Annotated in this window: 20 protein-coding genes and 1 tRNA gene; 11 read left to right on the forward strand and 10 right to left on the reverse strand. The window is 64.1% G+C overall.

Features of this window, described 5'->3' with window-relative positions:
* Positions 1–3: 3 nt before the first annotated feature.
* Entirely contained in the window at positions 4–906 is a 903-nt protein-coding gene (locus Herbaro_RS19660; RefSeq protein ID WP_275011287.1) for a LysR family transcriptional regulator, read from the reverse strand.
* 112 nt (positions 907–1,018) lie between these two features.
* Between Herbaro_RS19660 and Herbaro_RS19665 the strand changes: the two genes are divergently transcribed.
* Entirely contained in the window at positions 1,019–2,062 is a 1,044-nt protein-coding gene (locus Herbaro_RS19665; RefSeq protein WP_275011288.1) for a YeiH family protein, read from the forward strand.
* A 74-nt stretch (positions 2,063–2,136) separates the two neighbouring features.
* Here the strand turns inward: Herbaro_RS19665 and Herbaro_RS19670 are convergent, their stop codons facing one another.
* Entirely contained in the window at positions 2,137–2,607 is a 471-nt protein-coding gene (locus tag Herbaro_RS19670; protein ID WP_275011289.1) for an SRPBCC family protein, read from the reverse strand.
* Positions 2,608–2,720: 113 nt separating this feature from the next.
* On the opposite strand from Herbaro_RS19670, the gene Herbaro_RS19675 reads away from it, so the two are divergent.
* The 7 genes from Herbaro_RS19675 to Herbaro_RS19705 all read left to right on the forward strand — a co-directional run bounded on the left by Herbaro_RS19675 (position 2,721) and on the right by Herbaro_RS19705 (position 10,483).
* A complete protein-coding gene (locus Herbaro_RS19675; RefSeq protein WP_275011290.1) occupies positions 2,721–4,793 on the forward strand; it encodes a UvrD-helicase domain-containing protein in 2,073 nt (690 codons plus the stop codon).
* Positions 4,794–5,071: 278 nt separating this feature from the next.
* Complete coding sequence (locus Herbaro_RS19680; RefSeq protein ID WP_275011291.1) at positions 5,072–5,881, forward strand: basic amino acid ABC transporter substrate-binding protein; 810 nt, start codon at positions 5,072–5,074, stop codon at positions 5,879–5,881.
* 91 nt (positions 5,882–5,972) lie between these two features.
* Positions 5,973–6,716 carry an amino acid ABC transporter permease gene (locus Herbaro_RS19685; protein WP_275011292.1) on the forward strand — a complete coding sequence of 248 codons (744 nt, stop codon included), beginning with the start codon at positions 5,973–5,975 and terminating at the stop codon, positions 6,714–6,716.
* 55 nt (positions 6,717–6,771) lie between these two features.
* On the forward strand, positions 6,772–8,049 hold the full coding sequence (locus tag Herbaro_RS19690) for a TIGR03862 family flavoprotein (protein ID WP_275014062.1): 1,278 nt from the start codon (positions 6,772–6,774) through the stop codon (positions 8,047–8,049).
* Positions 8,046–8,255, forward strand: coding sequence for a SlyX family protein (locus Herbaro_RS19695; protein ID WP_275011293.1), 210 nt, complete (start codon positions 8,046–8,048; stop codon positions 8,253–8,255). Before Herbaro_RS19690 ends, Herbaro_RS19695 begins: the two co-directional genes overlap by 4 nt.
* A 45-nt stretch (positions 8,256–8,300) precedes the next feature.
* Positions 8,301–9,458, forward strand: a complete 1,158-nt coding sequence (locus Herbaro_RS19700) for a Y-family DNA polymerase (protein WP_275011294.1) — start codon at positions 8,301–8,303, stop codon at positions 9,456–9,458.
* Between the two features lie 98 nt (positions 9,459–9,556).
* Entirely contained in the window at positions 9,557–10,483 is a 927-nt protein-coding gene (locus tag Herbaro_RS19705) for a recombination-associated protein RdgC (RefSeq protein ID WP_275011295.1), read from the forward strand.
* Positions 10,484–10,553: 70 nt separating this feature from the next.
* Here Herbaro_RS19705 and Herbaro_RS19710 read toward each other — a convergent pair whose 3' ends face one another.
* Positions 10,554–11,234, reverse strand: a complete 681-nt coding sequence (locus Herbaro_RS19710; RefSeq protein ID WP_275011296.1) for a TetR/AcrR family transcriptional regulator — start codon at positions 11,232–11,234, stop codon at positions 10,554–10,556.
* 259 nt (positions 11,235–11,493) lie between these two features.
* Between Herbaro_RS19710 and fusA the strand changes: the two genes are divergently transcribed.
* Positions 11,494–13,599, forward strand: a complete 2,106-nt coding sequence (gene fusA / locus Herbaro_RS19715; RefSeq protein ID WP_275011297.1) for an elongation factor G — start codon at positions 11,494–11,496, stop codon at positions 13,597–13,599.
* A 463-nt stretch (positions 13,600–14,062) separates the two neighbouring features.
* Here the strand turns inward: fusA and Herbaro_RS19720 are convergent.
* The 7 genes from Herbaro_RS19720 to rpmH form a co-directional block, all read right to left on the reverse strand.
* Positions 14,063–14,139 (reverse strand) — tRNA-Asp (locus tag Herbaro_RS19720).
* 111 nt (positions 14,140–14,250) lie between these two features.
* Positions 14,251–14,844: a nitroreductase family protein gene (locus Herbaro_RS19725; RefSeq protein ID WP_275011298.1), complete on the reverse strand. Its 594-nt coding sequence runs from the start codon at positions 14,842–14,844 to the stop codon at positions 14,251–14,253.
* A 355-nt stretch (positions 14,845–15,199) separates the two neighbouring features.
* Complete coding sequence (gene mnmE, locus Herbaro_RS19730) at positions 15,200–16,600, reverse strand: tRNA uridine-5-carboxymethylaminomethyl(34) synthesis GTPase MnmE (protein ID WP_275011299.1); 1,401 nt, start codon at positions 16,598–16,600, stop codon at positions 15,200–15,202.
* Between the two features lie 176 nt (positions 16,601–16,776).
* Complete coding sequence (gene yidC / locus Herbaro_RS19735) at positions 16,777–18,474, reverse strand: membrane protein insertase YidC (RefSeq protein WP_275011300.1); 1,698 nt, start codon at positions 18,472–18,474, stop codon at positions 16,777–16,779.
* Positions 18,475–18,490: 16 nt separating this feature from the next.
* The gene (yidD, locus tag Herbaro_RS19740; RefSeq protein ID WP_275011301.1) at positions 18,491–18,808 is read right to left on the reverse strand and encodes a membrane protein insertion efficiency factor YidD; all 318 of its coding nucleotides are present in this window, start codon (positions 18,806–18,808) and stop codon (positions 18,491–18,493) included.
* Between the two features lie 6 nt (positions 18,809–18,814).
* Entirely contained in the window at positions 18,815–19,219 is a 405-nt protein-coding gene (gene rnpA / locus Herbaro_RS19745; RefSeq protein WP_275011302.1) for a ribonuclease P protein component, read from the reverse strand.
* A gap of 26 nt (positions 19,220–19,245) precedes the next feature.
* Complete coding sequence (gene rpmH / locus Herbaro_RS19750; RefSeq protein WP_006461360.1) at positions 19,246–19,383, reverse strand: 50S ribosomal protein L34; 138 nt, start codon at positions 19,381–19,383, stop codon at positions 19,246–19,248.
* 911 nt (positions 19,384–20,294) lie between these two features.
* Here rpmH and Herbaro_RS19755 point away from each other — a divergent pair.
* Both Herbaro_RS19755 and Herbaro_RS19760 read left to right on the forward strand, forming a co-directional pair.
* The gene (locus Herbaro_RS19755) at positions 20,295–20,516 is read left to right on the forward strand and encodes a hypothetical protein (protein WP_275011303.1); all 222 of its coding nucleotides are present in this window, start codon (positions 20,295–20,297) and stop codon (positions 20,514–20,516) included.
* A 250-nt stretch (positions 20,517–20,766) separates the two neighbouring features.
* Positions 20,767–22,689 (forward strand): PrkA family serine protein kinase, encoded by a 1,923-nt coding sequence (locus Herbaro_RS19760; RefSeq protein ID WP_275011304.1) that lies wholly within the window; start codon positions 20,767–20,769, stop codon positions 22,687–22,689.
* The last annotated feature ends 6 nt before the right edge of the window (positions 22,690–22,695 follow it).

Here is a 22,695-nt window from a genome sequence, read left to right on the forward strand (position 1 = left end):
CGCTCAATCCGGTCGCGGGAGAGCGGCCCATTCGCGGCAGAATTCCAGCAGCGCCGCCAGGCTGGGCGAAGGCGCGCGATGGCTGCTGACCACCATGTAGAAGTGCCGGCGCAAGGCCGGCAGGGGCGTGGCCAGCTCCACCAGTTTCCCCGATTCGATCAGGTCTTCCACCACCGCGCGCGACAGGCAACTGATGCCCAGGCCCTCGGCGGTGGCGCGCTTGATCGCCTCGGAATTGCCGAACTCGAATGAGGACGGCAGGTGGTGCAGGTAGGGAATCAGCGCGTGCTCGACCGCCTCGCGCGTGCCGGAACCGGTCTCGCGCAGCAGCCAGTCGGCTTCGCGCAGCATCCTGAAGCTGGCCTTGCGGCCGGATGCGGCGATGGGGTGGTGCGGCGCGGCCACCACGATCAGTTCATCGGTCATCCACGGTTCGACGTCGACATCGCTGGCGTGGCAGGGACCTTCGATCAGCCCGGCATCCACTTCGAAATTCACCACCGCATCGACGATGTCGGCCGTGTTGGCCACCAGCGCCCGCACGCGCGCGCCGGCGTGACGCTTGCGGTAGGCGGCGATCATGGCCGGCAGCATATAGCTGCCGATGGTGGTGGAGGCGCCGATGTGCAGCTCGCTGCCCGAGGCCGGCTCGGCGAACTGGCGCTCGATGGTCTGCGCCGCGTCCAGCATGTGGCGCGCCTGCGGCAACAGCAGGCGGCCGCTGTCGTTCAACACCAGGCGCTTGCCGACCCGATCGAACAGCCGCACGCCGAGCAGGCTTTCCAGTTCATTCAGCGCGGCGCTGGCGGCCGACTGCGACAGCGCCACCAGCCCGGCCGCCGCGGTGGTGGTGCCGGATTGCGCCACCGCCAGGAAGATTTGCAATTGCCTCAGGGTAATTTTCATTTCAATCTACCTTTTATTCAGGTAGATCTTATCAAGATAACGAGTTTTTCTTTTAATCAGGGCGCGCGTAAAGTCCACTCCATCAAGACAAGAACACCAAGTGGAGAGCGAAATGCGCACCGCAAGCCATCCCCAAACCCTGCTGCATCCTGCCCTGCCCGGCCTGGCCCTGGCCGGCGCCGTAGCCTGGGCCGCCATGCGCCTGGGCGACATCCCCTGGCTGCAAGAACATGGCTTCTCGGCCCTGACGGTGGCCATCGTGCTGGGCATCCTGCTGGGCAATACGCTCTATCCGCGGCTGGCAGCGCCCTGTGGCGAAGGCGTGAAGCTCTCCAAGCAGACGCTGCTGCGCGCCGGCATCATCCTGTATGGATTTCGCCTGACCTTCCAGGATATCGCCCACGTCGGCGTGACCGGCGTGGCGGTCGATGCCGCGATGCTGCTCTCGACCTTCGGCCTGGCCTGGCTGGCCGGCGTGAAGCTGCTCAAGCTCGACCGCGATGCCGCGCTCCTGATCGGCGCGGGCAGCTCGATCTGCGGCGCGGCGGCGGTGATGGCGACCGAACCGGTGCTGCGCGCCCGCAGCGAGCAGGTGACGGTCGCCATCTCGACCGTGGTGATCTTCGGCTCGCTGGCGATCTTCCTCTATCCGCTGCTCTACACGCTGCAGGCCGAACCGGTGTGGGGCGTGCGCCTGCCCGACTTCGGCATCTACATCGGCTCGACCGTGCATGAGGTGGCGCAGGTGCTGGCCGCGGCGCGCTCGATCGACCAGCACACCGCCGACGTCGCGGTAATCACCAAGATGGTCCGCGTGATGATGCTGGCGCCCTTCCTCCTGATGCTGTCGATGAAGGCCGGCGCCGCGCCGGGCGGGCAGCGCGGCAAGCTGTCGATCCCCTGGTTTGCCTTCGCCTTCATCGGCGTGGTGCTGCTCAACTCCTTCCTGCCGCTGCCGGCCGCGCTGAACCAGATCGTGCTGCAGGCCGACACCTTCATGCTGGCCATGGCGATGGCGGCGCTGGGCCTGACCACCCACCTTTCGGCGATCCGCAATGCCGGCATCAAGCCGCTGCTGCTGGGCGCGATCCTGTTCGGCTGGCTGGTGGCGGGTGGGGCGCTGATCAACGGCGCGCTGGGACGGCTGCTGGGCTGAAGCCTCGCCGCAAAAGGAAAAGGCGCGGACCATGACGGTCCGCGCCTTTTTTCATCGGGTCCGGAAGCGACGCCTCAGTGCAGCTCGCCGCGCACGGTCAGCTCGCGGATCACGCGCACCGTGTCGATGTCGGCCTCCTTGTAGGCCGAGCGGCGGAACTCGTTGTAGAAGGCCTCGCTGCTGTCTCCGGTGTCGGGCTGGCCGTCGTCGTATTCGAAGCGCACGAACAGCACGCCCTCCTGCGGCTCCTCGATGGTCATGCTCATGCGCGAGGCGGCGATCTCGCCCTGGGCCGGCACCTCGTAGAGCACCTGGATCTGCGGCAGGTAGGTGACCTTGTCGCGGATCACCAGCTCGCCGTAGCGCAGCTCGCGGCGCACGCTGTCGAGGCTCTTGTCGTCGAGGCGGCAGTCGTCCAGGTGCGGCATGAACAGCTTGGGCGCCTCGGCGCGCATGATCAGTCCGCGCCACAGCTGCTCGCGCGTCAAGGGGTCGATCAACGGGTTCAGGGGATCGTTGATCTGGATGAGATGGTTGAATTTCATGGTTGTGCTCGTGCCGCTCGGCATCGCCTTTCTTGTCGCCATTTTCCCATATCGGGAGCCATTGCCGGGACTGATACAATGGCCCGTTTTTCCTTGTCCCCTACACGCCCCGTATGTCCGCCCCCTCTTTCGGTCTGAACAAGCCACAAAGCGAAGCCGTCCATTACATGACCGGCCCTTGCCTGGTGCTGGCCGGCGCCGGTTCGGGCAAGACGCGCGTGATCACGCAGAAGATCGCGCACCTGATCGAGAACTGCGGCTACGAGTCCAAGAACATCGCGGCGCTGACCTTCACCAACAAGGCCGCGCTGGAAATGCAGGAACGCATCGCCAAGCTGCTCAAGGATCCCAAGCAGGCCAAGCACCTTACGGTGTCGACCTTCCACTCGCTGGGGGTGAAGATCCTGCGCCAGGAGTCCAAGCATCTGGGGCTAAAGGACCGCTTTTCAATCATGGACAGCGACGATTGTTTTTCCCTGGTGCAAGAGCTGGCGGTGACGACCGACAAGGCCATCATCCGCAACATCCAGAACTCCATCTCGCTGTGGAAGAACGGCCTGGTCGATCCGGAAGTGGCGCTGAAAAGCGCGCAGACCGAAGACGAAGCTCAGGCCGCGCGCATCTTCCGCAGCTACGTCGCCACCCTGAAGGCCTACCAGGCGGTCGACTTCGACGACCTGATCCGCCTGCCGGTGGAGCTGTTCCAGCGCAACGAGGAAGTGCGCGACCGCTGGCAGCGCAAGCTGCGCTACCTGCTCATCGATGAATACCAGGACACCAATACCTGCCAGTACGAACTGGTGAAGCTGCTGGTGACCGGCGTGGGCAAGAAACCCATGTTCACCGCCGTGGGCGACGACGACCAGGCCATCTACGCCTGGCGCGGCGCCACCATCGAGAACCTCAAGAACCTGGGCGTGGACTTCCCCAACCTGCACCTGATCAAGCTGGAGCAGAACTACCGCTCCAGCACCCGCATCCTGCAGGCGGCCAACGCGGTGATCTCCAACAACCCCAAGCTGTTCGACAAGACCCTGTGGTCCGAGCATGGGCTGGGCGATCCGATTTCCGTGATGGCGATGGACGACGAGGAATCCGAGGCCGACCAGATCGCGATCTCGCTGTCGGCGCACCGCTTCGAGCGGCGCGCCAAGTTCGCCGACTACGCCATCCTGTACCGCGGCAACCACCAGGCGCGCATCCTGGAAAAGTCGCTGCGCCGCGAGCGCATTCCTTATGTGATGTCCGGCGGCCAGAGCTACTTCGACCGCGCCGAGATCAAGGACATCATCGCCTACCTGCGCCTGATCGCCAACCAGGACGACGACCCCGCCTTCATCCGCGCCGTCACCACGCCGCGCCGCGGCGTCGGCCAGGCCACGCTGGAAGTGTTGGGCACGCTGGCCGGCCAGTGGCAATGCTCGCTGTTCGAGGCGGTCTACAAGGGCGGCCTGGAAGACAAGCTGACCGATCGCCAGCTGCTGCCGCTGCGCAAGTTCTGCGACTTCATCAACAGCCTGGAGTCGCGCGCCACCCGCCCCGGCCCGTCGGGCAGCGGCGAGAACGCCGGCAAGGTTCTCGACGACATGATGGAGGCCATCAACTACGAGTTCTACCTCTACGACAGCTTTGAGGAGCGCGCCGCGCAAGCGCGCTGGCAGAACGTGGTGGACTTCACCAACTGGTTGAAGGAACGCGCCTGCGGCGGACGCGACCGCGACGGCGACGAGAAGAACCTGCTCGAGATCACGCAGATGGTGGCGCTGATGAGCATGCTCGAAGGCAAGGACGAAGAGCAGGACGCGGTGCGCATGTCGACCCTGCACGCCTCCAAGGGGCTGGAGTTCCCGCACGTGTTCCTGGTGGGCGTGGAAGAAGGCATCCTGCCGCACAAGGGCGACCCCGACACCCCGCCCGAGGCCGCTGCGGCGCGCGTGGAAGAAGAACGACGCCTGATGTACGTGGGCATCACCCGCGCGCAGCGCACGCTGCACCTGTCGTGGTGCAAGCGCCGCAAGCGCGCCAAGGAAATCATCGAGTGCCAGATCTCGCGCTTCGTCAAGGAGATGCGCCTGGATGAAGGCACCGCCATTGTCCAGGAAGAGGAAAAGATCACGCCGCAGGCGCGCCTGGCCAACCTCAAGGCGCTGCTGCAAAAACCCAAGGCGACGCCCGACCCGGCCTGACCCCGGCCGGCGCGCGAGAATATTTCCGCTGACACAAGATTGTGCGTCGGATTCTCCCGCCAAACCGCGCGGCCGATGTTGAAAACCTGGCAAGGCCGCCGCCCCGGACAGAATTTATTTACGGATTTCGCCGGCAATTGCCCGCCTGCGGCGCTCAGCGGTTTACAATTTCGCCTGCTAAAAAATCGCATGGTTTCAAACGAGAAACTTCGGCCGCCGCGCATGCCGCGCGACCGCGCGCGATCCGCTCAACCATTCAATCCTAGGAAGTCTCCAAGATGATCAAGATGTTTTCCCGCCACGCCCGCGCGCTGGCGCTGACCGCCGGCTTCGTCGGCATGCTGGGCCTGGCCGCCTGCGGCAAGCAGGAAGACAAGCCCGCCGCCGCGCCGCAAGTCGCCGCGCAGCCGCGCGTCTACCGCGTCGGCGTGGAGTCGGCGTATGCGCCGTTCTCCTCGGAAAACGAGCAGAAGACCGTGGTCGGCTTCGACATCGACGTCATGAAGGCGCTGGCCAAGAAGATCGGCATCGAGGTGAAGTTCGTGCCGACCCCGTTCGAGAGCATCTTCAACTCCCTGGCCCAGGGCGACCTGGACCTGCTGATCTCGGCCATCACCATCACCGAGGAACGCAAGAAATCGGTCAGCTTCTCCGACCCGTATTTCGTGGCGACCCAGGCCATCGCCGTGCCGGCCAACGACACCAAGGTCACCAAGATGGATGACCTGAAGACGCTGACGGTGGGCACCCAGAGCGGCACCTCCGGCGACGACCTGGTGCAGCAGGTGCTGGGCAAGAACAGCGCCAAGATCAAGCGCTTCGAGTCCACCCCGCTGGCGCTGAAAGAGCTGGAAGGCGGCGGCGTCGATGCCGTGGTAGCCGACGAGCCGGTGGTGAAGAACTACATCGCCAACAACCCCAACAGCAAGCTGCGCACCGTCAACGACAGCGCCTTCCCCAAGGAAGACTATGGCGTTGCCGTGCGCAAGGACGATCCGGAACTGCTGGCCAAGGTCAACAAGGGCCTGGCCGAGATGAAGGCCGACGGCAGCTTTGCCGCCATCAACGCGCAATACTTCGGCAAGTAATCGCCAGGCAGGTGGATGACGACGGCGGCCCATGCCGCCGTCGCGTCTTTTCCGGAACCCGTTTTCACCTCACCCACCACTAGAGTCCGCCATGGATTTCCGCTGGAGCATCATTGAAGGCTATGCGCCGCTGTTCGCCAAGGGCGTCCTGATGACGCTGCAGGTGTCGCTGATCAGCATCGCGGTCGGCTGCCTGATCGGCCTGCTGGTGGGCATGCTGCGCCTGTCGGAAGTGCGCCACGGCATGTGGAAATGGCCGCTGCGGGCCGGCCGCTGGATCGCCGGCTTCTACGTCGCCTTCTTCCGCGGCACGCCGCTGTTCGTGCAGATCATGCTGATCCACTTCGCGCTGATGCCGGCGCTGGTGCATCCCGAACACGGGCTGCTCATCTCGGGCGAACTGGCGCGCGTCATCAAGCAGGACTACGGCGCCTTCCTGTCGGGCACGGTGGCGCTCTCGCTCAATGCCGGCGCCTATATCTCCGAGATCTTCCGCGCCGGCATCCAGTCGATCGAGCGCGGCCAGTCCTACGCCGCCGCCAGCCTGGGCATGAACTATGGCTTGACGATGCGCTACGTGGTGCTGCCGCAGGCCTTCCGCCGCATGCTGCCGCCGCTGGGCAACGAGGCCATCACCCTGCTCAAGGATTCCTCGCTGGTCTCGGCCATCGGCCTGGCCGAACTGGCCTACGCCGCGCGCACGGTGGCCGGGACCTACGCCCGCTACTGGGAACCCTACATCACCATTTCGGTGGTCTATTTCGCCATGACCATCTGCCTGGCGCTGGTGGTGGCGCGCCTGGAACACAAATACAGCGCGCCGCATCGCCGTTGACGCTGCCGCCGTGATGCAGGGGCGCGCGGGCGGTATCATTGCGCGCATGACCACTATGCAGAATCCTCCTTCTCTTCCCCCTGGCCGCCGCGTCGCCGTGATTGGCGCCGGCCCGGCCGGCCTGATGGCCGCCGAGGTCCTGGCGCGCCATGGCGCCGCCGTGGACGTCTACGACGCCATGCCCTCGGCCGGCCGCAAGTTCCTGCTGGCCGGCCGCGGCGGCATGAACATCACCCATTCCGAACCCCAGCCCGATTTCCTGCCGCGCTATGGCAATCGCCGCGAACAACTGGCGCCCTTCATCCGCCGCTTCGACGCCGACCGCCTGCGCGCCTGGATCCACGAGCTGGGCATCGAGACCTTCATCGGCAGCTCGGGCCGCGTGTTCCCGCTGGAGATGAAGGCCGCGCCGCTCTTGAGGGCCTGGCTGCATCGCCTGCGCGAGGCCGGCGTGCGCTTCCACATGCGCCACCGCTGGCTGGGCTGGGACGACGACGGCGCGCTGCGTTTGTCCACGCCCGACGGCGCGCTGCGCGCGCAAGCCGACGCCGTGGTGCTGGCGCTGGGCGGGGCCAGCTGGCCGCGCCTGGGATCCGACGGCGCCTGGGCGCCATTGCTGCGGGACAAGCAGGTCGCCGTGGCGCCCCTGCAGCCCTCCAACTGCGGCTTCGACGCCGATTGGAGCGAACACCTGCGCGAGCGCTTCGCCGGCGAACCGGTCAAGCCGGTGGCGGCCAGCGTAGCCCTGCCCAGCGGCGGCATGCAGAACCGCCGCGGCGAATTCATCGTCACCGCCGAAGGTATCGAGGGCGGCCTGGTCTATGCGCTCTCGGCCGCCCTGCGCGACGCCATTGCCGCCGATGGCTCGGCGCGCCTCTACCTGGATTTGCTGCCCGACTGGCCCCTGGAAAAAGTGCAAACCGAGCTGGCCCACCCGCGCGGTGCGCGCTCCATGTCCAGCCACCTGCAAAGCCGCCTGCACCTCAAGGGAGTGAAGGCGGCGCTGCTGCGCGAGATCGTCAGCAAGGACGATTTCGCCGATGCCGCCAGGCTGGCGCGCGCCATCAAGGCGCTGCCGCTGACGCTACTGCGCGCGCGCCCGATCGCCGAGGCCATCAGCAGCGCCGGCGGCGTCAGCTTCGAGGCGCTGGACGACGCGCTGATGCTGCGCGCCCTGCCCGGCGTGTTCTGCGCCGGCGAGATGCTGGACTGGGAGGCGCCCACCGGGGGCTATCTGCTCACCGCGTGCTTCGCCACCGGCCACGCCGCCGGGGCGGGTGTATTACACTGGCTGTCCGCAGAAAAACGGCCGCAAGAGGAGCCCAGCAAGTGAGCAGCGAAGACCGCATCATCGACATTGAAATGAAACTGGCGCACCAGGAACACCTGGTGGACGAGCTCAACCAGGCGGTGTTCCGCCAGCAGCAGAAGATCGACGAGCTGGAGATGCTGCTGGGCGCGCTGGCCAAGCGTTTCCGCGAATTGTCCGACGCCGGCCAGGATCGCGCCGCCGCCAACGAGAAGCCGCCGCATTACTGATTCCCGCGCCATCACCGCCTGCGCATCCCGCGTCCTGCCGCCGCCATGGATCCCGACCGCCGCCGCATCGCCCACCTCGACATGGACGCGTTCTATGCCTCGGTGGAACTGCTGCGCTATCCCGAGCTGCGCGGCCAGCCGGTGGTGATCGGTGGCGGCTCGGCGGCCCGGCCGGTCGAGCTGCCGGACGGCGGTCGCCAGTATTTCCGCATGCGCGACTACGCCGGGCGCGGCGTGGTCACCACCTCCACCTACGAGGCGCGCGCACTGGGCGTGTTCTCCGCCATGGGCATCATGAAGGCGGCGCAGCTGGCGCCGGACGCCGTCCTGCTGCCGACCGACTTCGAGGCCTACCGCAAGTATTCGCGCCTGTTCAAGGAGGCGGTGGTGGGCATCGCGCCGCAGATCGAGGATCGCGGCATCGATGAGATCTACATCGACCTCACGCCTTGGAGCGACAACGTCGAGGAAGTAGCCCGCAGCATCAAGGAAGCAGTGCGCGCGGCCACCTCGCTGACCTGCTCCATCGGCGTGGCGCCCAACAAGATGCTGGCCAAGATCTCCTCCGAGCTGGACAAGCCCGACGGGCTGACCATCCTGGCCCGCGCCGACATCGAGCGTCGCATCTGGCCGCTGCCGGCGCGCAAGATCAACGGCATCGGCCCCAAGGCAGCCGAAAAGCTGGCCGCGCTGGGCATCGAGACCGTGGCGCACCTGGCGCAGGCCGAGCCGGAGTTGCTGCGCGCGCACTTCGGCCGCAGCTATTCGGAATGGCTGGGCCGCGTGGCGGCGGGCGTCGACGAGCGGCCGGTGCAGACCTCCTCCGAACCCAAGTCGATCAGCCGCGAGACCACCTTCGAGCGCGACCTGCACGCGCGCGCAGACCGCGCCCGCCTGGGCGAGATCTTCACCGCCCTGTGCGTGAAGGTGGCCGACGACCTCAAGCGCAAGGGCTATCTCGGCCGCACCATCGGCATCAAGCTCAAGTACGCCGATTTCCATGGCGTCACGCGCGACGTCACGCTGCCGGCGCCGACCGGCGACGCCGCCGTGATCCGCCAGGCTGCCGGCGAATGCCTCAAGCGCGTGCCGCTGGAAAAGAAGCTGCGCCTGCTGGGCGTGCGGGTCGGCGCGCTCTGCAAGAAAGAGGAACTGGCCGACGCGCCGGGCGCGGCGCAGGGCGAATTGCCGTTCTCTTCCTGAGTTGCGGCCGCCGCGAAAATTATCGGCCCGCGTGGACAATCCGACATCGCCCGGGCAAGGGCACGCTGGTAAAATGCATCCTTTTGCCCCGGAACGTTATGTGGTTTAAGAACCTCCAGATCTATCGCCTGCCCGCACCATGGGCGATCACCGCCGACGAGCTCGAATCCCATCTCGCCCCACAGGCATTCACCGCCTGCCCAAGCCTGGAAATGCAGAGCCAGGGCTGGGTCTCGCCGCGCAACAACGAGAAGCTGGTGCACGTGGTCAACCGCCAGCTGCTGCTGCAGCTCTCCACCGAAAAGAAATTGCTGCCCTCCAGCGTGATCAACCAGGTCACCAAGGCGCGCGCGGCCGAACTGGAAGAGCAGCAAGGCTTCCCGCCCGGCCGCAAGCAGACCAAGGAGCTGAAGGAACAGGTCACCGACGAGCTGCTGCCGCGCGCCTTCTCGGTCGTGCGCAGCACCTGGGTGTGGATCGACCCGGTCAACGGCTGGCTGCTGGTCGACGCCGGCAGCCCCGGCAAGGCAGAGGAAGTATTGAAGCTGCTGTTCAAGGCAATCCCCAAGTTCCCGCTGGAAAACCTGCGCACCGCCATGTCGCCCAGCGCTGCCATGACCGACTGGCTGGTCAGCGACGAAGCGCCGAACGGCTTCACCGTGGACCAGGACACCGAACTGCGCTCCACCGCCGAGAGCAAGGCCACCGTGCGCTACGTGCGCCACACGCTGGAGGCCGACGACATCCGTCGCCACATCGAGTCCGGCAAGCAGTGCACGCGCCTGGCGCTGACCTGGGCCGACAAGGTCTCCTTCGTGCTGACCGACAACCTGTCGGTCAAGCGCGTGGCGCCGCTGGATGTGCTGAAGGAAGACACCGACATGACCGGCAAGAACGACGACGAGCGCTTCGACGGCGACTTCATGCTCATGAGCGGCGAATTGTCCAAGCTGCTGGCGGCGCTGGTGGATGCGCTGGGCGGACAGCTGAAGGAAAACGACGGCGCGCTGGCGCAGGCCGCGTAAGCGGATCCGCCGCACCGGCAATGAAAAACGGGAGCCTCGGCTCCCGTTTTTCATTGGCTCTCCGCCATGTTCAGGCGGCGGCAGCCTTGCGCCTGGGCGCGGCCGGCCTTTGCACCGCCGGCCGGGGCTGCGCCAGAACGCTCTCCAGCGGCGCCATCGCGTGCTGCAGCGTGGCCGTCAGGCGCGCCGCGGATACGCCGTCGCGCGCGCCCAGCGCCATGCCGTTGAGGAAACTCGTATAGAAATCCCCCAGCGCGGTGACGTCGGCGTCGGCCAGGATCTCGCCCTCTTGCTGCGCCTGCAGCAGACGCGCGCGGATCTCGTTGCGGCGCTTGTGGCGACGCTGCGAGAGCGCGTCGCTGTGTTCGGCATTCTCCGGCGCGCAGTTGATCGCCGAGATCACCACCATGCACCCCTTTCCCACCGGCAGCCCCGGTATGCTGCTTTTGCCGGCGTACATGCGCACGCTGGCGCGCAGCATGGCGTACAGGTCGTCCCGGATGCCATTGCCGGCCTGCAACTGGCGCAGCGGTTCGGCGCTGACGGTGCGCGAATAGAAATCGACCGCCTCGCGAAACAGCGCGTTCTTGTCGCCGAAGGCCGCGTACAGGCTGGGCGCCTTCACGCCGATGGCTTCGGTCAGGTCGGCCATGGTGGTGCCTTCGTAGCCCTTGCTCCAGAAGACCTGCATGGCCTGTTGCAGCGCCTGGTCGCGGTCGAAACTGCGCGGGCGGCCGCGGGTTCGTATCATCGGTGTCCTTTGGTATGAGGTAATTACCCGTTCGGATAATGGATTTGTTGCCCAGTGTAGTTTATTTTAATCTGCATTACAAAAATAAGCCCTGTTGCTCTTGAAGAAAGCCCGTTACATTCCTATTATCTAATCCTCGTTACATAAATGTGGCGAAACGGCGGAAGGCGGATTTGGAAGTTGCCGCGCCGACAATAAACAGATTGTTCAATCCACGCTCCACTCAGAGCACCAACGGCACCCATCGAAAGGACATGCCATGAGCCGCAAGACCCGAATAGAAAACTACCGCAACATCGGTATCAGCGCCCACATCGACGCAGGCAAGACCACGACCACCGAGCGCATTCTTTTTTATACCGGCGTCAATCACAAAATCGGCGAAGTGCATAACGGTGCGGCCACCATGGACTGGATGGAGCAGGAGCAGGAACGCGGCATCACCATCACTTCGGCGGCCACCACGGCCTTCTGGAAGGGCATGGCCGGCAACTATCCGGAGCACCGCATCAACATCATCGATACCCCGGGCCACGTCGACTTCACCATCGAAGTCGAACGCTCGATGCGCGTGCTGGACGGCGCCGTGATGGTGTACGACTCGGTGGGCGGCGTGCAGCCGCAGTCCGAGACCGTCTGGCGCCAGGCCAACAAGTACAAGGTGCCGCGCGTTGCCTTCGTCAACAAGATGGACCGCATCGGCGCGGACTTCTTCCGCGTGCAAAAGCAGATCGTGGAACGCCTGAAGGGCAATGCCGTGCCGATCCAGATCCCGGTCGGGGCCGAAGACAATTTTTCCGGCGTGATCGACCTGGTCAAGATGAAGGCCATCATCTGGGATGAGGCCAGCCAGGGCGTGCTGTTCAAGTACGAGGACATTCCGCTGGAGCTGGAGGACACCGCGCGCCAGTGGCGCGACAACATGATCGAGCAGGCCGCCGAGGCCAATGAAGAGCTGCTGGAGAAATACCTGTCCGGCACGCCGCTGACCGAAGACGACATCAAGCTCGGCCTGCGCCTGCGCACGGTGGCCGGCGAGATCGTGCCGATGCTGGCCGGCAGCGCGTTCAAGAACAAGGGCGTGCAGGCCATGCTGGACGCGGTGATCGATTACCTGCCCTCGCCCGTCGACGTGCCGGCCATCGCCGGCCACGCCGAGGACGACTCGGAGATCGAACGCCATCCGTCGGACGACGAGCCGTTCTCGGCGCTGGCCTTCAAGATCATGACCGACCCGTTCGTGGGCCAGCTGACCTTCTTCCGGGTGTACTCCGGCATCGTCAACTCGGGCGACGCCGTCTACAACCCCTTGAAGGGCAAGAAGGAGCGCCTGGGCCGCATCCTGCAGATGCACGCCAACGAACGCAAGGAGATCAAGGAAGTGTTCGCCGGCGACATCGCCGCCGCCGTGGGCCTGAAGGACGTGACCACCGGCGACACGTTGTCCGACCCCGATCATCCGATCATCCTGGAGCGCATGATCTTCCCGGAACCGGTGATCTCGCAGGCGGTGGAACCCAAGACCAAGGCCGACCAGGAGAAGATGGGCATCGCCCTGAACCGCCTGGCGCAGGAAGATCCGTCCTTCCGCGTGCATACCGACGAGGAATCGGGCCAGACCATCATGTCCGGCATGGGCGAGCTGCACCTGGAAATCCTGGTCGATCGCATGAAGCGCGAGTTCAACGTGGAAGCCACCGTCGGCAAGCCGCAGGTGGCCTATCGCGAAGCGATCCGCAAGGGCGTGGAAGATGTCGAGGGCAAGTTCGTCAAGCAATCCGGCGGACGCGGCCAGTACGGCCACGTGGTGATCAAGCTGGAACCGCAGCCGGCCGGCAAGGGCTATGAGTTTGTCGATGCCATCAAGGGCGGCGTGGTGCCGCGCGAGTACATCCCGGCGGTCGACAAGGGCATCCAGGAGTCGCTCAAGGCGGGCATCCTGGCGGGTTACCCGGTGGTGGACGTGAAGGCGACGCTGACCTTCGGTTCCTACCACGACGTCGACTCCAACGAGAACGCCTTCCGCATGGCCGGCTCGATGGCCTTCAAGGAAGCGATGAAGCGCGCCGGGCCGATCCTGCTGGAACCGATGATGCAGGTCGAGGTGGAAACGCCCGAGGACTTCATGGGCAACGTGATGGGCGACCTGTCGTCCCGCCGCGGCATGGTGCAAGGCATGGAAGACATGGTGGGCGGCGGCAAGCTGGTGCGCGCCGAAGTCCCGTTGTCGGAAATGTTCGGCTACTCGACCACGCTGCGCTCGCTGTCGCAAGGCCGCGCGACTTACTCGATGGAGTTCAAGCATTACGCCGAGGCGCCGCGCCAGGTGGTGGAGCAATTGACCGGCAATAAGGCCAAGGGCTGATTTACAGCTTGCCTCAGCGCCAAAGGAAAGCCGTTGCATCCAAGGATGCAGCGGCTTTTTTCTTATCGTTTGCACGACAGGCCTAAAAGAAAAAAGCCTGCTCAACTCACGTTGAACAGGCTTTTTATTTGGCGGAGCGGACGGGCTCTCCTACACAAGCGCAGGCCGCGGAATCGCTTGCAAGCGATTCCCTTCTCGCCCCGCCGGGAGCCGCGCAGGCGGCTCCCTCCACTCCGCTGCTTTTGCTGCGCAAAAGAAAAAAGCCTGCTCAACTTACGTTGAACAGGCTTTTTATTTGGCGGAGCGGACGGGCTCTCCTACACAAGCGCAGGCCGCGGAATCGCTTGCAAGCGATTCCCTTCTCGCCCCGCCGGGAGCCGCGCAGGCGGCTCCCTCCACTCCGCTGCTTTTGCTGCGCAAAAGAAAAAAGCCTGCTCAACTTGCGTTGAACAGGCTTTTTATTTGGCGGAGCGGACGGGGCTCGAACCCGCGACCCCCGGCGTGACAGGCCGGTATTCTAACCAACTGAACTACCACTCCTAAATCGTCTTCAGCGGAACTGCTCTTGCTGAAAGACCGCTATTCTATAAGAGACTTTTTAGAAAAGCCAGTACTTTGTCGGGCTTTTGCGAAAATATTTACGCGCGGTCTTCAGGCCTTGAATGTGCCTTCGAACGCCAGCTTGGAGAGCGGCTCGCGCGGGCTTGGCAGTTCGCGGGCTTGCAGGCCTTCCGGCAGGATGGATTTGTCGCCCAGCTTGCCGATGGCGACCATGGCTTCCACCGAGAATTCGGCCGGCACGTTGAGTTCGGTGCGCGCCTTTTCCTTATCGAAGCCGGCCATGCCGTGGGCGTGCCAGCCGGAAATGCTGGCTTGCAGGGCCATGTAGCCCCAGGCCGAACCGGTGTCGAAGGAGTGGGTGGTGGCGGGCACGGCGGCGCTGGCGCCCGGCGGGACCATCACGGTGCGCGACAGGATCACGATCAGCACGGATGCCTTCTCGGCCCAGCTGCGGTTGAATTCATTGAGCAGGCCCAGCAGGCGATCCCACGCCGGCGTGCCGCGGCGCGCGAAGACGAAGCGCCAGGGTTGCGCATTGTAGGCCGAAGGAGCCCAGCGCGCGGCTTCCAGGAAAGTCAGCACGGTTTCTTCCGAGATGTCGGCGCCGGTGTAGGCGCGCGGCGACCAGCGGTTGATGAAATGGGCGTCGATCGGATAGTCGGCTGCGCGCGGATTGGAAGACATGCTGGCTCCTGTGGATGAGGTTCGGAAAACCGGCATCTTAGCAGCGCGACATTTTTTCTGCTGGGCGCGGAGTGCTTTTACGGCTCGACGATCCGGGCAAAAAAGACGACGCGGAATCCACAGGCCGAAAAAAACCCGCGCACCTTGCGGCGGCGGGTTAAATCCAATTCTCAGGGGTGATGAATTGGAGGGGGAGGACCTTCAGAATAACCACGGCCCCCATCTACCTCCATCGTTTTTACACGCTGTAACATCCCCTTCGGAAATTTATCAACCGGCCAAGGATTTGGCGGCCGATGCCAGGATTTTGTTACAGCCGTCAGCATGGCGTCAGCCGGCAGTTGCGCGCCGGCCTTTATTTGCCGATGCAGAAGCGCGAGAAAATCACGCCCAGCAAATCGTCCGGCGTGAACTTGCCGGTGATGCCGGAGAGCCGCTCCTGCGCCAGCCGCAGTTCTTCCGCGAACAGGTCCAGCGCATGCTCGCCGGCCTCGTTGTCGAGCGCGGCGTGGGCGGCGGCGTGATCCAGGTGTTCGCCGGCCGCCTTCAGCGCCAGCAGGTGGCGCTCGCGCGCGAGATAGCGCGATTCCACCGTCTGCTGCCAGCCGGCGATGCGCAGCAGCTCGCCGCGCAGCAGGTCGATGCCGCGGTCTTCGGCGGCCGAGACGTAGATGTGCGTGGCGTCGGGCATCTGGTCGACCGCAGGCTTGTGTCCCGAGCGGTCGATCTTGTTCCAGATGCGGATGATGGGCACGCCCTCGGGGAAGCGCGCGGTGATCTTCTCGTCTTCCAGCGTGGGGCCGCGGTCGGCGTCGAGCATGTGCAGGATGACGTCGGCCTTGGCCACCTCGGCCCAGGTGCGCTCGATGCCGATGCGCTCGACCTCGTCCGGGCCGCTGCCGTCTTCCTGCGCTTCGCGGATGCCGGCGGTGTCGATGATGTTGAGCGGCATGCCTTCGATCTGGATGGTCTGGGTGACCTTGTCGCGCGTGGTGCCGGCGATCGGCGTGACGATGGCCACGTCGGATCCCGCCAGCACGTTGAGCAGAGATGACTTGCCCACGTTCGGCTTGCCGGCCAGCACGGCGTTGATGCCGTCGCGCAGCAGCGCGCCCTGGGCGGCGTGCTTGAACACGTCTTCCAGCGTGGCGCGGATCTTGGCGAGCTGGCCGCGCGCGTCGGATTGCTTGAGGAAGTCGATCTCTTCTTCCGGAAAGTCCAGCGTCGCTTCCACCAGCATGCGCAGGCTGGTGACCTGCTCCACCAGCGCATGGATCACCTTGGAGAAGGCGCCCGAGAGCGACTCCGACGCCGATTTGGCGGCGGCCTCGGTGGTGGCTTCGATCAGGTCGGCCACGGCCTCGGCCTGGGCCAGGTCGATCTTGTCGTTGAGGAAGGCGCGCTGCGTGAACTCGCCCGGCTCGGCCAGGCGCAGGCCGATCTCCGCGCCGGCTTCGATACAGCGCGCCAGCAGCATCTGCATCACTACCGGGCCGCCATGGCCTTGCAGCTCCAGCACGTCTTCGCCGGTATAGGAATGCGGCGCCGGGAAATGGATCGCCAGGCCTTGGTCGATGGCGCTGCCGTCGGCGCGGCGGAACGGCAGGTAGGTGGCATGGCGCGGCTGCAGGCCGGCGCGCCCGCACAGGGCCGCGATCACCGGCGCCAGGTTCTTGCCGGAGATGCGGACCACGCCGATACCGCCGCGTCCGGGCGCGGTGGCGATGGCGGCGATGGGAGAAGAATCGAAAGTCATGATGCGGATATCTTGTTGTGGTCTTGGATCTTGGGTCTTGCCGGCGACGCAGGCGCGCGTGCGGCAAGACTCAATGTTAAGGCTTGTGAAGGAATCGCAGACGAAAAAAAACCCGTGGAGCCACGGGTTTTTCAAAGCGGCCCCGCCTGGCGGAACCGTCGAGGCGACCGCCGGTGTTACTTGGTCTTGCCGCTCTCGATGTTCTTGGTGATCACCCATTGCTGCGCGATCGACAGGACGTTGTTGGTCACCCAGTACAGCACCAGGCCGGACGGGAAGAAGAAGAACATGAACGAGAACACCAGCGGCATGAACATCATCACCTTGGCCTGGACCGGATCCGGCGGCGTCGGGTTCAGCTTGGTCTGCAGGAACATCGACGCGGCCATGATGATGGGCAGCAGGCCGATCGGCATGTTGAAGTAGGGGATGGTGCCGAACAGCGTGTCCGGGGCGGTCAGGTCATGGATCCAGCCCAGCCACGGCGCGCCGCGCATTTCCACGGAAGCCAGCAGTGCCGAATACAGGGCGATGAACACCGGGATCTGGATCGCGATGGGCAGGCAGCCGCCCAGCGGATTGATCTTCTCGGTCTTGTACATCGCCATCATTTCGCGGTTCATGGCCTGCGGATCGCCCTTGTGGCGCTCGCGGATGGCCTGCATGCGCGGCGCGACCGCCTTCATCTTGGCCATGCTGCGATACGACGCGGCCGACAGCGGGAAGAAGACCAGCTTGATCAGCACGGTCAGCAGGATGATGGTCCAGCCCCAGTTGCCGACGACGGCATGGATGTGGGTCATCAGCCAGAAGATCGGCTTGGCGATGATGGCGAGGTGGCCGTAGTCACGCACCAGATCCAGGCCGGGAGCGATGGCTTCCAGGGTCTTGTTGACCGTCGGGCCGGAATACAGCTGCGAGTCCGAGGTCAGGCTGGCATTGGGCGCGATGGTGCCCAGCGGCAGCTTGACGCCGACACGGTAGAGATTGGGTGAGACCTGTTCGGCATAGATGTCGCGCTGGAGTTGCTGCGGCGGGATGATGGCCGACACGAAATAGTGCTGCACCATCGCGATCCAGCCGTTGTCGGCCTTCTTGACGTGCTCTTGCTTGCCGGAGGCGATCTTCTCGAAGTCCAGCTTCTCGAACTTCTCGGCTTCGGTGTAGACGGCCGGGCCGGTGAAGGTGCTGTAGAAGTGCGATTCGCCGCCCGGCTTGTTGCCGTCGCGCAGCAGCTGCAGGTACAGCGACGGGGTGATCGGCGCGGCGGTGGTGTTGGTGACCGTGTGCTGCACGTCGATCAGGTAGCTGTCGCGCTTGAAGGTGAAGGTCTTGGTCAGCTTGACGCCGCCCTGCTCGGCTTCCAGCACCAGCTGCACGCTATTGCCGTTGTCCAGCGAACGCGCGCCCGGCTTGGCCGTGAACAGCGACTTGTGGTTCGGGAACGGGCCGCCGATCAGGCCGGATTCGGCCATATAGGTATGGCCGGCGACGGAGTCGAACAGCACCAGGTTCTTGGTCGGGTCGACCACGTCGCGCTGCTTGAGCAGCTCCAGGCGCTTCAATTCGCCGCCCAGGGTGTCGATGTCGGCCTTGACCACGTCGGTGGTGATGGTGATGGTTTCACCCTTGGCGGCAGCCTGCGCGGCGTCGCCCACCGGCACTGCGGCCGGCGCCGCGGCGCCGGCTTGCGGCACCGGCGAACCGGTCTGGCTGGCGACGGGCGCCGCCGGGTTGGCGGCGGCCTGCTCCTGAGTCTGGTTAGCCGACGGGAAGAACATCGACTGGTGTCCGTTATGGCGCATCCAGCCATCCCAGAGCAGCAGCAGGGAGAAGGAGAATACAACCCACAGGACGGTACGTTTGATATCCATATGCGTATTGATTAGTTCAGGAGTGGCTGCAACCGTCAGCGGCCACAGTGGAGGAAACTCGCGCAGCGGGAGGCTGCGCAGAATTCGGGGAAGCAGGGGAAGACCCGGCCGATGCCTCGGGCGAACCGGGCACCGGATCGAGGCCGCCCGGATGCCACGGATGGCATTTGCACAGGCGCTTGCCTGCCAGGAGGCTGCCTTTGAACGCGCCGTGGATACGCACCGCTTCGGCGGCATAGTCGGAACAGCTGGGATAGAAACGGCAATTCTGCCCGAGGAAAGGGCTCACTCCCAGCTTGTAGGCGCGTAACAGCAGGAGCAAAGGCGTTTTCATCACTTCCTATTTCCTGGCAAACGCTGGCGCGTTCGTCAAAAAGGCGAACAGCTGCGCCAGTTCGGCCTGCAATGCCGCCTTGAGGGCGGCATTGGTGGCTGGATCGCTCTTGGCGTTGACCGGGCGCGACAAGCGCACGATGCAGTCGACGGCGGGCAGAGAGGCCTGGCGGAACAGCTCGCGCGTAGCGCGCTTGATCGTGTTGCGGGTCACCGCGCGCGGCGCCAAACGCTTGGCCGCCACGACGCCCAGGCGAGCCTGCGGCAAGCTGTTGCGGCGCGCATACAACACGAAATGCTCCGTCCGATGGACGGGGCGCAAACGAAAAACGGATGAAAATTCATCCGTTTTAACGATTCGCCGATCGCGTGGAAAGTCGCCAGGTTGAAGCGGTGAACGAACGTCCGTCACACGAAACGGCTGCGCAATGCCCTGGCTTAAACAGCTGCCAGGCGCTTGCGGCCCTTGGCGCGGCGAGCGTTGATCACGGCACGGCCGCCACGGGTTGCCATACGGGCGCGGAAACCATGGGTACGCTTGCGACGCACGACGGAGGGTTGGTAAGTACGTTTCATGTTGGACTCGCTTAGTTGGGCTGCCTATTCAGCAAACAGCAAAAATAAATCGGAATTCTGGAACTGCCTTCAGTGTGCCCGTTCCGTATCATCGATGCCCCTGCCGCCTGTTATCCCCGGCAGCCCCTGCATCGCTGACACCATTTGTTGGCCCGCTTCGCCCCTTGCCTCCTACGTTCCTGAGTCCGTAGTCCGACGGGTCGAAAGCTGAAACAGCACTGCGACGGCACTGCGCGCAATTCTTCAGATGGTGAACCCTGAATTAGACTGCATTTTCCACTTACCTGTCAATGACTTATGCGCTCCGGGATGCGTTCGCGGCGCCCCACACGGGCGCTGGATGCCGGGAACGTGGCGGATTTGCCAAACATCGCCACTGCGACGACCAGAAAGTTTCCATGGAGCCACTATTTCGGACGGCGCCGGGGGATGCCGGGCGGCAATCGATGGGCGACGCCGGAACCGGCTCCTGCGGGTTCAGGACGCCCGATATGATCTAAAGAATTTCCGGCAACGAGCCGGCCGGCCGACTGCGTGCGCGACGCATATGCTCATGCGAAAAACCATGTCGCCGCATCCGGCGATTTCCCGATGAGGCCGATCAGCAACACTCCCGCACTGGCGAGCGCGGCCGTTACAAAATAAATCCGGGGCCGCCGACGCAATCGCCGCATGCATGGAGACGCCGCATTCGCCTGCCGCCCGACCTCGCGCGGCGCATCGCAACACCGGCGATAAAACTTATCGGTTGATGCGCACCGGAAGTTTTCCCCTATCTGGCACGATTCCAGCTATAACGGAGACAAGGGGCATGCTGCGCCGCGCGGGGACACGCAAGGGCGGCGGCGAGCAAGCGCGACCGACCCGGCGAGAACGCGTTGCGACCGGCGCGCAGGCGCTGCGACGGCGGGATGGAGGCGGCATTATCGCGCGCGCTGCCGTTGCGCGCCATCGGGGTTTCCACGATGGCGGGCTGCGCGAAAATAGCGCATCGTGAAGTCAACCGCGACGCCGCGCCGCACATTGAAAGAGCATGGGACGGAAAGGTCTTCGCGCATTGCGGCAAACATCCGGCGCGTCGCCTCGCGCATGCGCCTTGCCCATTCCTGCAAGAAGGGATTGAAAACGCCTGATGTTTGCCGGTACGCGAAAATAAATCCGACTTATCCTGAAACAAAACAGGAGCGATTCGCTCAGTAGCTGAAAGAGAAAAAGGAATAGAATAAAACGAGATTTTTTGCATCGCGCTGTTGATGCTACGGCTTTCAAAGAACACTTCGGCAATGACGCATCACAGAGTCACCGACGCGTTCTTCGATAACCGCAGATGGCAAGTCCAGACATATAAATTCTGTTTCGTATTTTCGTTGCGACGGAGGTGGTATGGATATCTACAGCAGCTTTGCAAGCCGGTTCGACAAGACCAGAGAAGAAGAATTTTCGCTTGAAGAGTATCTGAATCTTTGCAAGAACGATCCGGCGGTCTATGCATCTGCTGCCGAACGGATGCTGATGGCCATCGGCGAACCGGAGAAGGTCGACACCCGGGAGGATCCGCGGCTGTCCCGCATCTTCGCCAACAAGGTCATCAAGGTCTATCCCGCCTTCAAGGAGTTCTACGGGGCGGAGGAAGTCATCGAACAGGTGGTCGCCTACTTCCGCCACGCCGCGCAAGGCCTGGAAGAGAAGAAGCAGATCCTCTACCTGCTGGGCCCGGTCGGCGGCGGCAAGTCTTCCATCGCCGAGCGCCTCAAGCAGCTCATGGAACAGGTGCCCTTCTATTCAATCAAGGGCTCGCCGGTCAACGAATCGCCGCTGGGGCTGTTCGACTACGACGAGGACGGCGCCATCCTGGAAGAGCAGTTCGGCATCCCGCGCCGCTACATCAAGCCCATCCTGAGTCCGTGGGCGGTCAAGCGCCTGCATGAGTACAACGGCGACATCCGGCAGTTCCGCGTGGTCAAGCGCTACCCTTCCATCCTGCGCCAGATCGGCATCTCCAAGACCGAACCGGGTGACGAGAACAACCAGGACATCTCCACGCTGGTGGGCAAGGTGGACATCCGCAAGCTCGAGCAGTATTCGCAGGATGACGCCGACGCCTACAGCTACTCCGGCGGGCTGTGCCTGTCCAACCAGGGCCTGCTGGAATTCGTCGAAATGTTCAAGGCGCCGATCAAGGTGCTGCATCCGTTGCTGACCGCCACCCAGGAAGGCAACTTCAAGGGCACAGAGGGATTCGGCGCGATTCCCTTCGACGGCGTGATCCTGGCCCACTCCAACGAGTCGGAATGGAAGGCCTTCCGCAACAACAAGAACAACGAGGCGCTGCTGGACCGCATCTTCATCGTCAAGGTGCCCTATTGCCTGCGCGTGTCCGAAGAAATCAAGATCTATGAAAAGCTGATCCGCACTTCCTCGCTCTCCCGGGCCACTTGCGCGCCGGGCACGCTGAAGATGATGGCGCAGTTCTCGGTGCTCACACGTTTGAAGGAACCGGAGAACTCCAGCCTGTTCTCCAAGATGCAGGTGTACGACGGCGAGAACCTCAAGGATACCGACCCCAAGGCCAAGTCCTACCAGGAATACCGCGACTACGCCGGCGTGGACGAAGGCATGAATGGCATCTCGACGCGCTTCGCGTTCAAGATCCTGTCGCGCGTGTTCAACTTCGACACCACCGAAGTGGCGGCCAACCCGGTGCACCTGATGTACGTGCTGGAGCAGCAGATCGAACGCGAACAGTTCCCGCAGGAGGCCGAACAGAAATACCTGTCCTTCGTGAAGGACACGCTGGCCTCGCGCTACGCGGAATTCATCGGCAAGGAAATCCAGACCGCCTACCTGGAGTCGTATTCGGAGTACGGCCAGAACGTGTTCGACCGTTACGTAACCTACGCCGACTTCTGGATCCAGGACCAGGAATACCGCGACCACGACACCGGCGAGAGCTTCGACCGGGCGGCGCTGAACGCGGAGCTGGAGAAGATCGAGAAGCCGGCCGGCATCAGCAATCCCAAGGACTTCCGCAACGAGATCGTCAACTTCGTGCTGCGCGCGCGCGTCAACAACGGCGGCAAGAACCCGCTGTGGACCAGCTACGAGAAGCTGCGGGTGGTGATCGAGAAGAAGATGTTCTCCAACACCGAAGACCTGCTGCCGGTGATCTCCTTCAACGCCAAGGGATCGACGGAGGAAATGCAGAAGCACGAGGACTTCGTCAACCGCATGGTCAGCAAGGGCTACACGCCCAAGCAGGTGCGCCTGCTGTGCGAGTGGTACCTGCGCGTGCGCAAGTCCTCGTAAGCGTCG

The organism is Herbaspirillum sp. WKF16, assembly GCF_028993615.1.
Taxonomy (GTDB): Bacteria; Pseudomonadota; Gammaproteobacteria; order Burkholderiales; family Burkholderiaceae_D; genus Herbaspirillum.

What these genes read in the sequence shown, in the direction of transcription:
- Herbaro_RS19690 (WP_275014062.1), top strand. Translation starts at nt 6,772, where the DNA reads ATGCAGAATCCTCCTTCTCTTCCCCCTGGCCGCCGCGTCGCCGTGATT.
- yidD (WP_275011301.1), bottom strand. Translation starts at nt 18,808, where the DNA reads ATGAAAACGCCTTTGCTCCTGCTGTTACGCGCCTACAAGCTGGGAGTG.
- Herbaro_RS19760 (WP_275011304.1), top strand. Translation starts at nt 20,767, where the DNA reads ATGGATATCTACAGCAGCTTTGCAAGCCGGTTCGACAAGACCAGAGAA.
- Herbaro_RS19725 (WP_275011298.1), bottom strand. Translation starts at nt 14,844, where the DNA reads ATGTCTTCCAATCCGCGCGCAGCCGACTATCCGATCGACGCCCATTTC.
- rpmH (WP_006461360.1), bottom strand. Translation starts at nt 19,383, where the DNA reads ATGAAACGTACTTACCAACCCTCCGTCGTGCGTCGCAAGCGTACCCAT.
- fusA (WP_275011297.1), top strand. Translation starts at nt 11,494, where the DNA reads ATGAGCCGCAAGACCCGAATAGAAAACTACCGCAACATCGGTATCAGC.
- yidC (WP_275011300.1), bottom strand. Translation starts at nt 18,474, where the DNA reads ATGGATATCAAACGTACCGTCCTGTGGGTTGTATTCTCCTTCTCCCTG.
- Herbaro_RS19660 (WP_275011287.1), bottom strand. Translation starts at nt 906, where the DNA reads ATGAAAATTACCCTGAGGCAATTGCAAATCTTCCTGGCGGTGGCGCAA.
- Herbaro_RS19700 (WP_275011294.1), top strand. Translation starts at nt 8,301, where the DNA reads ATGGATCCCGACCGCCGCCGCATCGCCCACCTCGACATGGACGCGTTC.
- Herbaro_RS19665 (WP_275011288.1), top strand. Translation starts at nt 1,019, where the DNA reads ATGCGCACCGCAAGCCATCCCCAAACCCTGCTGCATCCTGCCCTGCCC.
- Herbaro_RS19680 (WP_275011291.1), top strand. Translation starts at nt 5,072, where the DNA reads ATGATCAAGATGTTTTCCCGCCACGCCCGCGCGCTGGCGCTGACCGCC.
- Herbaro_RS19755 (WP_275011303.1), top strand. Translation starts at nt 20,295, where the DNA reads ATGGAGGCGGCATTATCGCGCGCGCTGCCGTTGCGCGCCATCGGGGTT.
- Herbaro_RS19670 (WP_275011289.1), bottom strand. Translation starts at nt 2,607, where the DNA reads ATGAAATTCAACCATCTCATCCAGATCAACGATCCCCTGAACCCGTTG.
- Herbaro_RS19685 (WP_275011292.1), top strand. Translation starts at nt 5,973, where the DNA reads ATGGATTTCCGCTGGAGCATCATTGAAGGCTATGCGCCGCTGTTCGCC.
- mnmE (WP_275011299.1), bottom strand. Translation starts at nt 16,600, where the DNA reads ATGACTTTCGATTCTTCTCCCATCGCCGCCATCGCCACCGCGCCCGGA.
- Herbaro_RS19710 (WP_275011296.1), bottom strand. Translation starts at nt 11,234, where the DNA reads ATGATACGAACCCGCGGCCGCCCGCGCAGTTTCGACCGCGACCAGGCG.
- Herbaro_RS19705 (WP_275011295.1), top strand. Translation starts at nt 9,557, where the DNA reads ATGTGGTTTAAGAACCTCCAGATCTATCGCCTGCCCGCACCATGGGCG.
- Herbaro_RS19675 (WP_275011290.1), top strand. Translation starts at nt 2,721, where the DNA reads ATGTCCGCCCCCTCTTTCGGTCTGAACAAGCCACAAAGCGAAGCCGTC.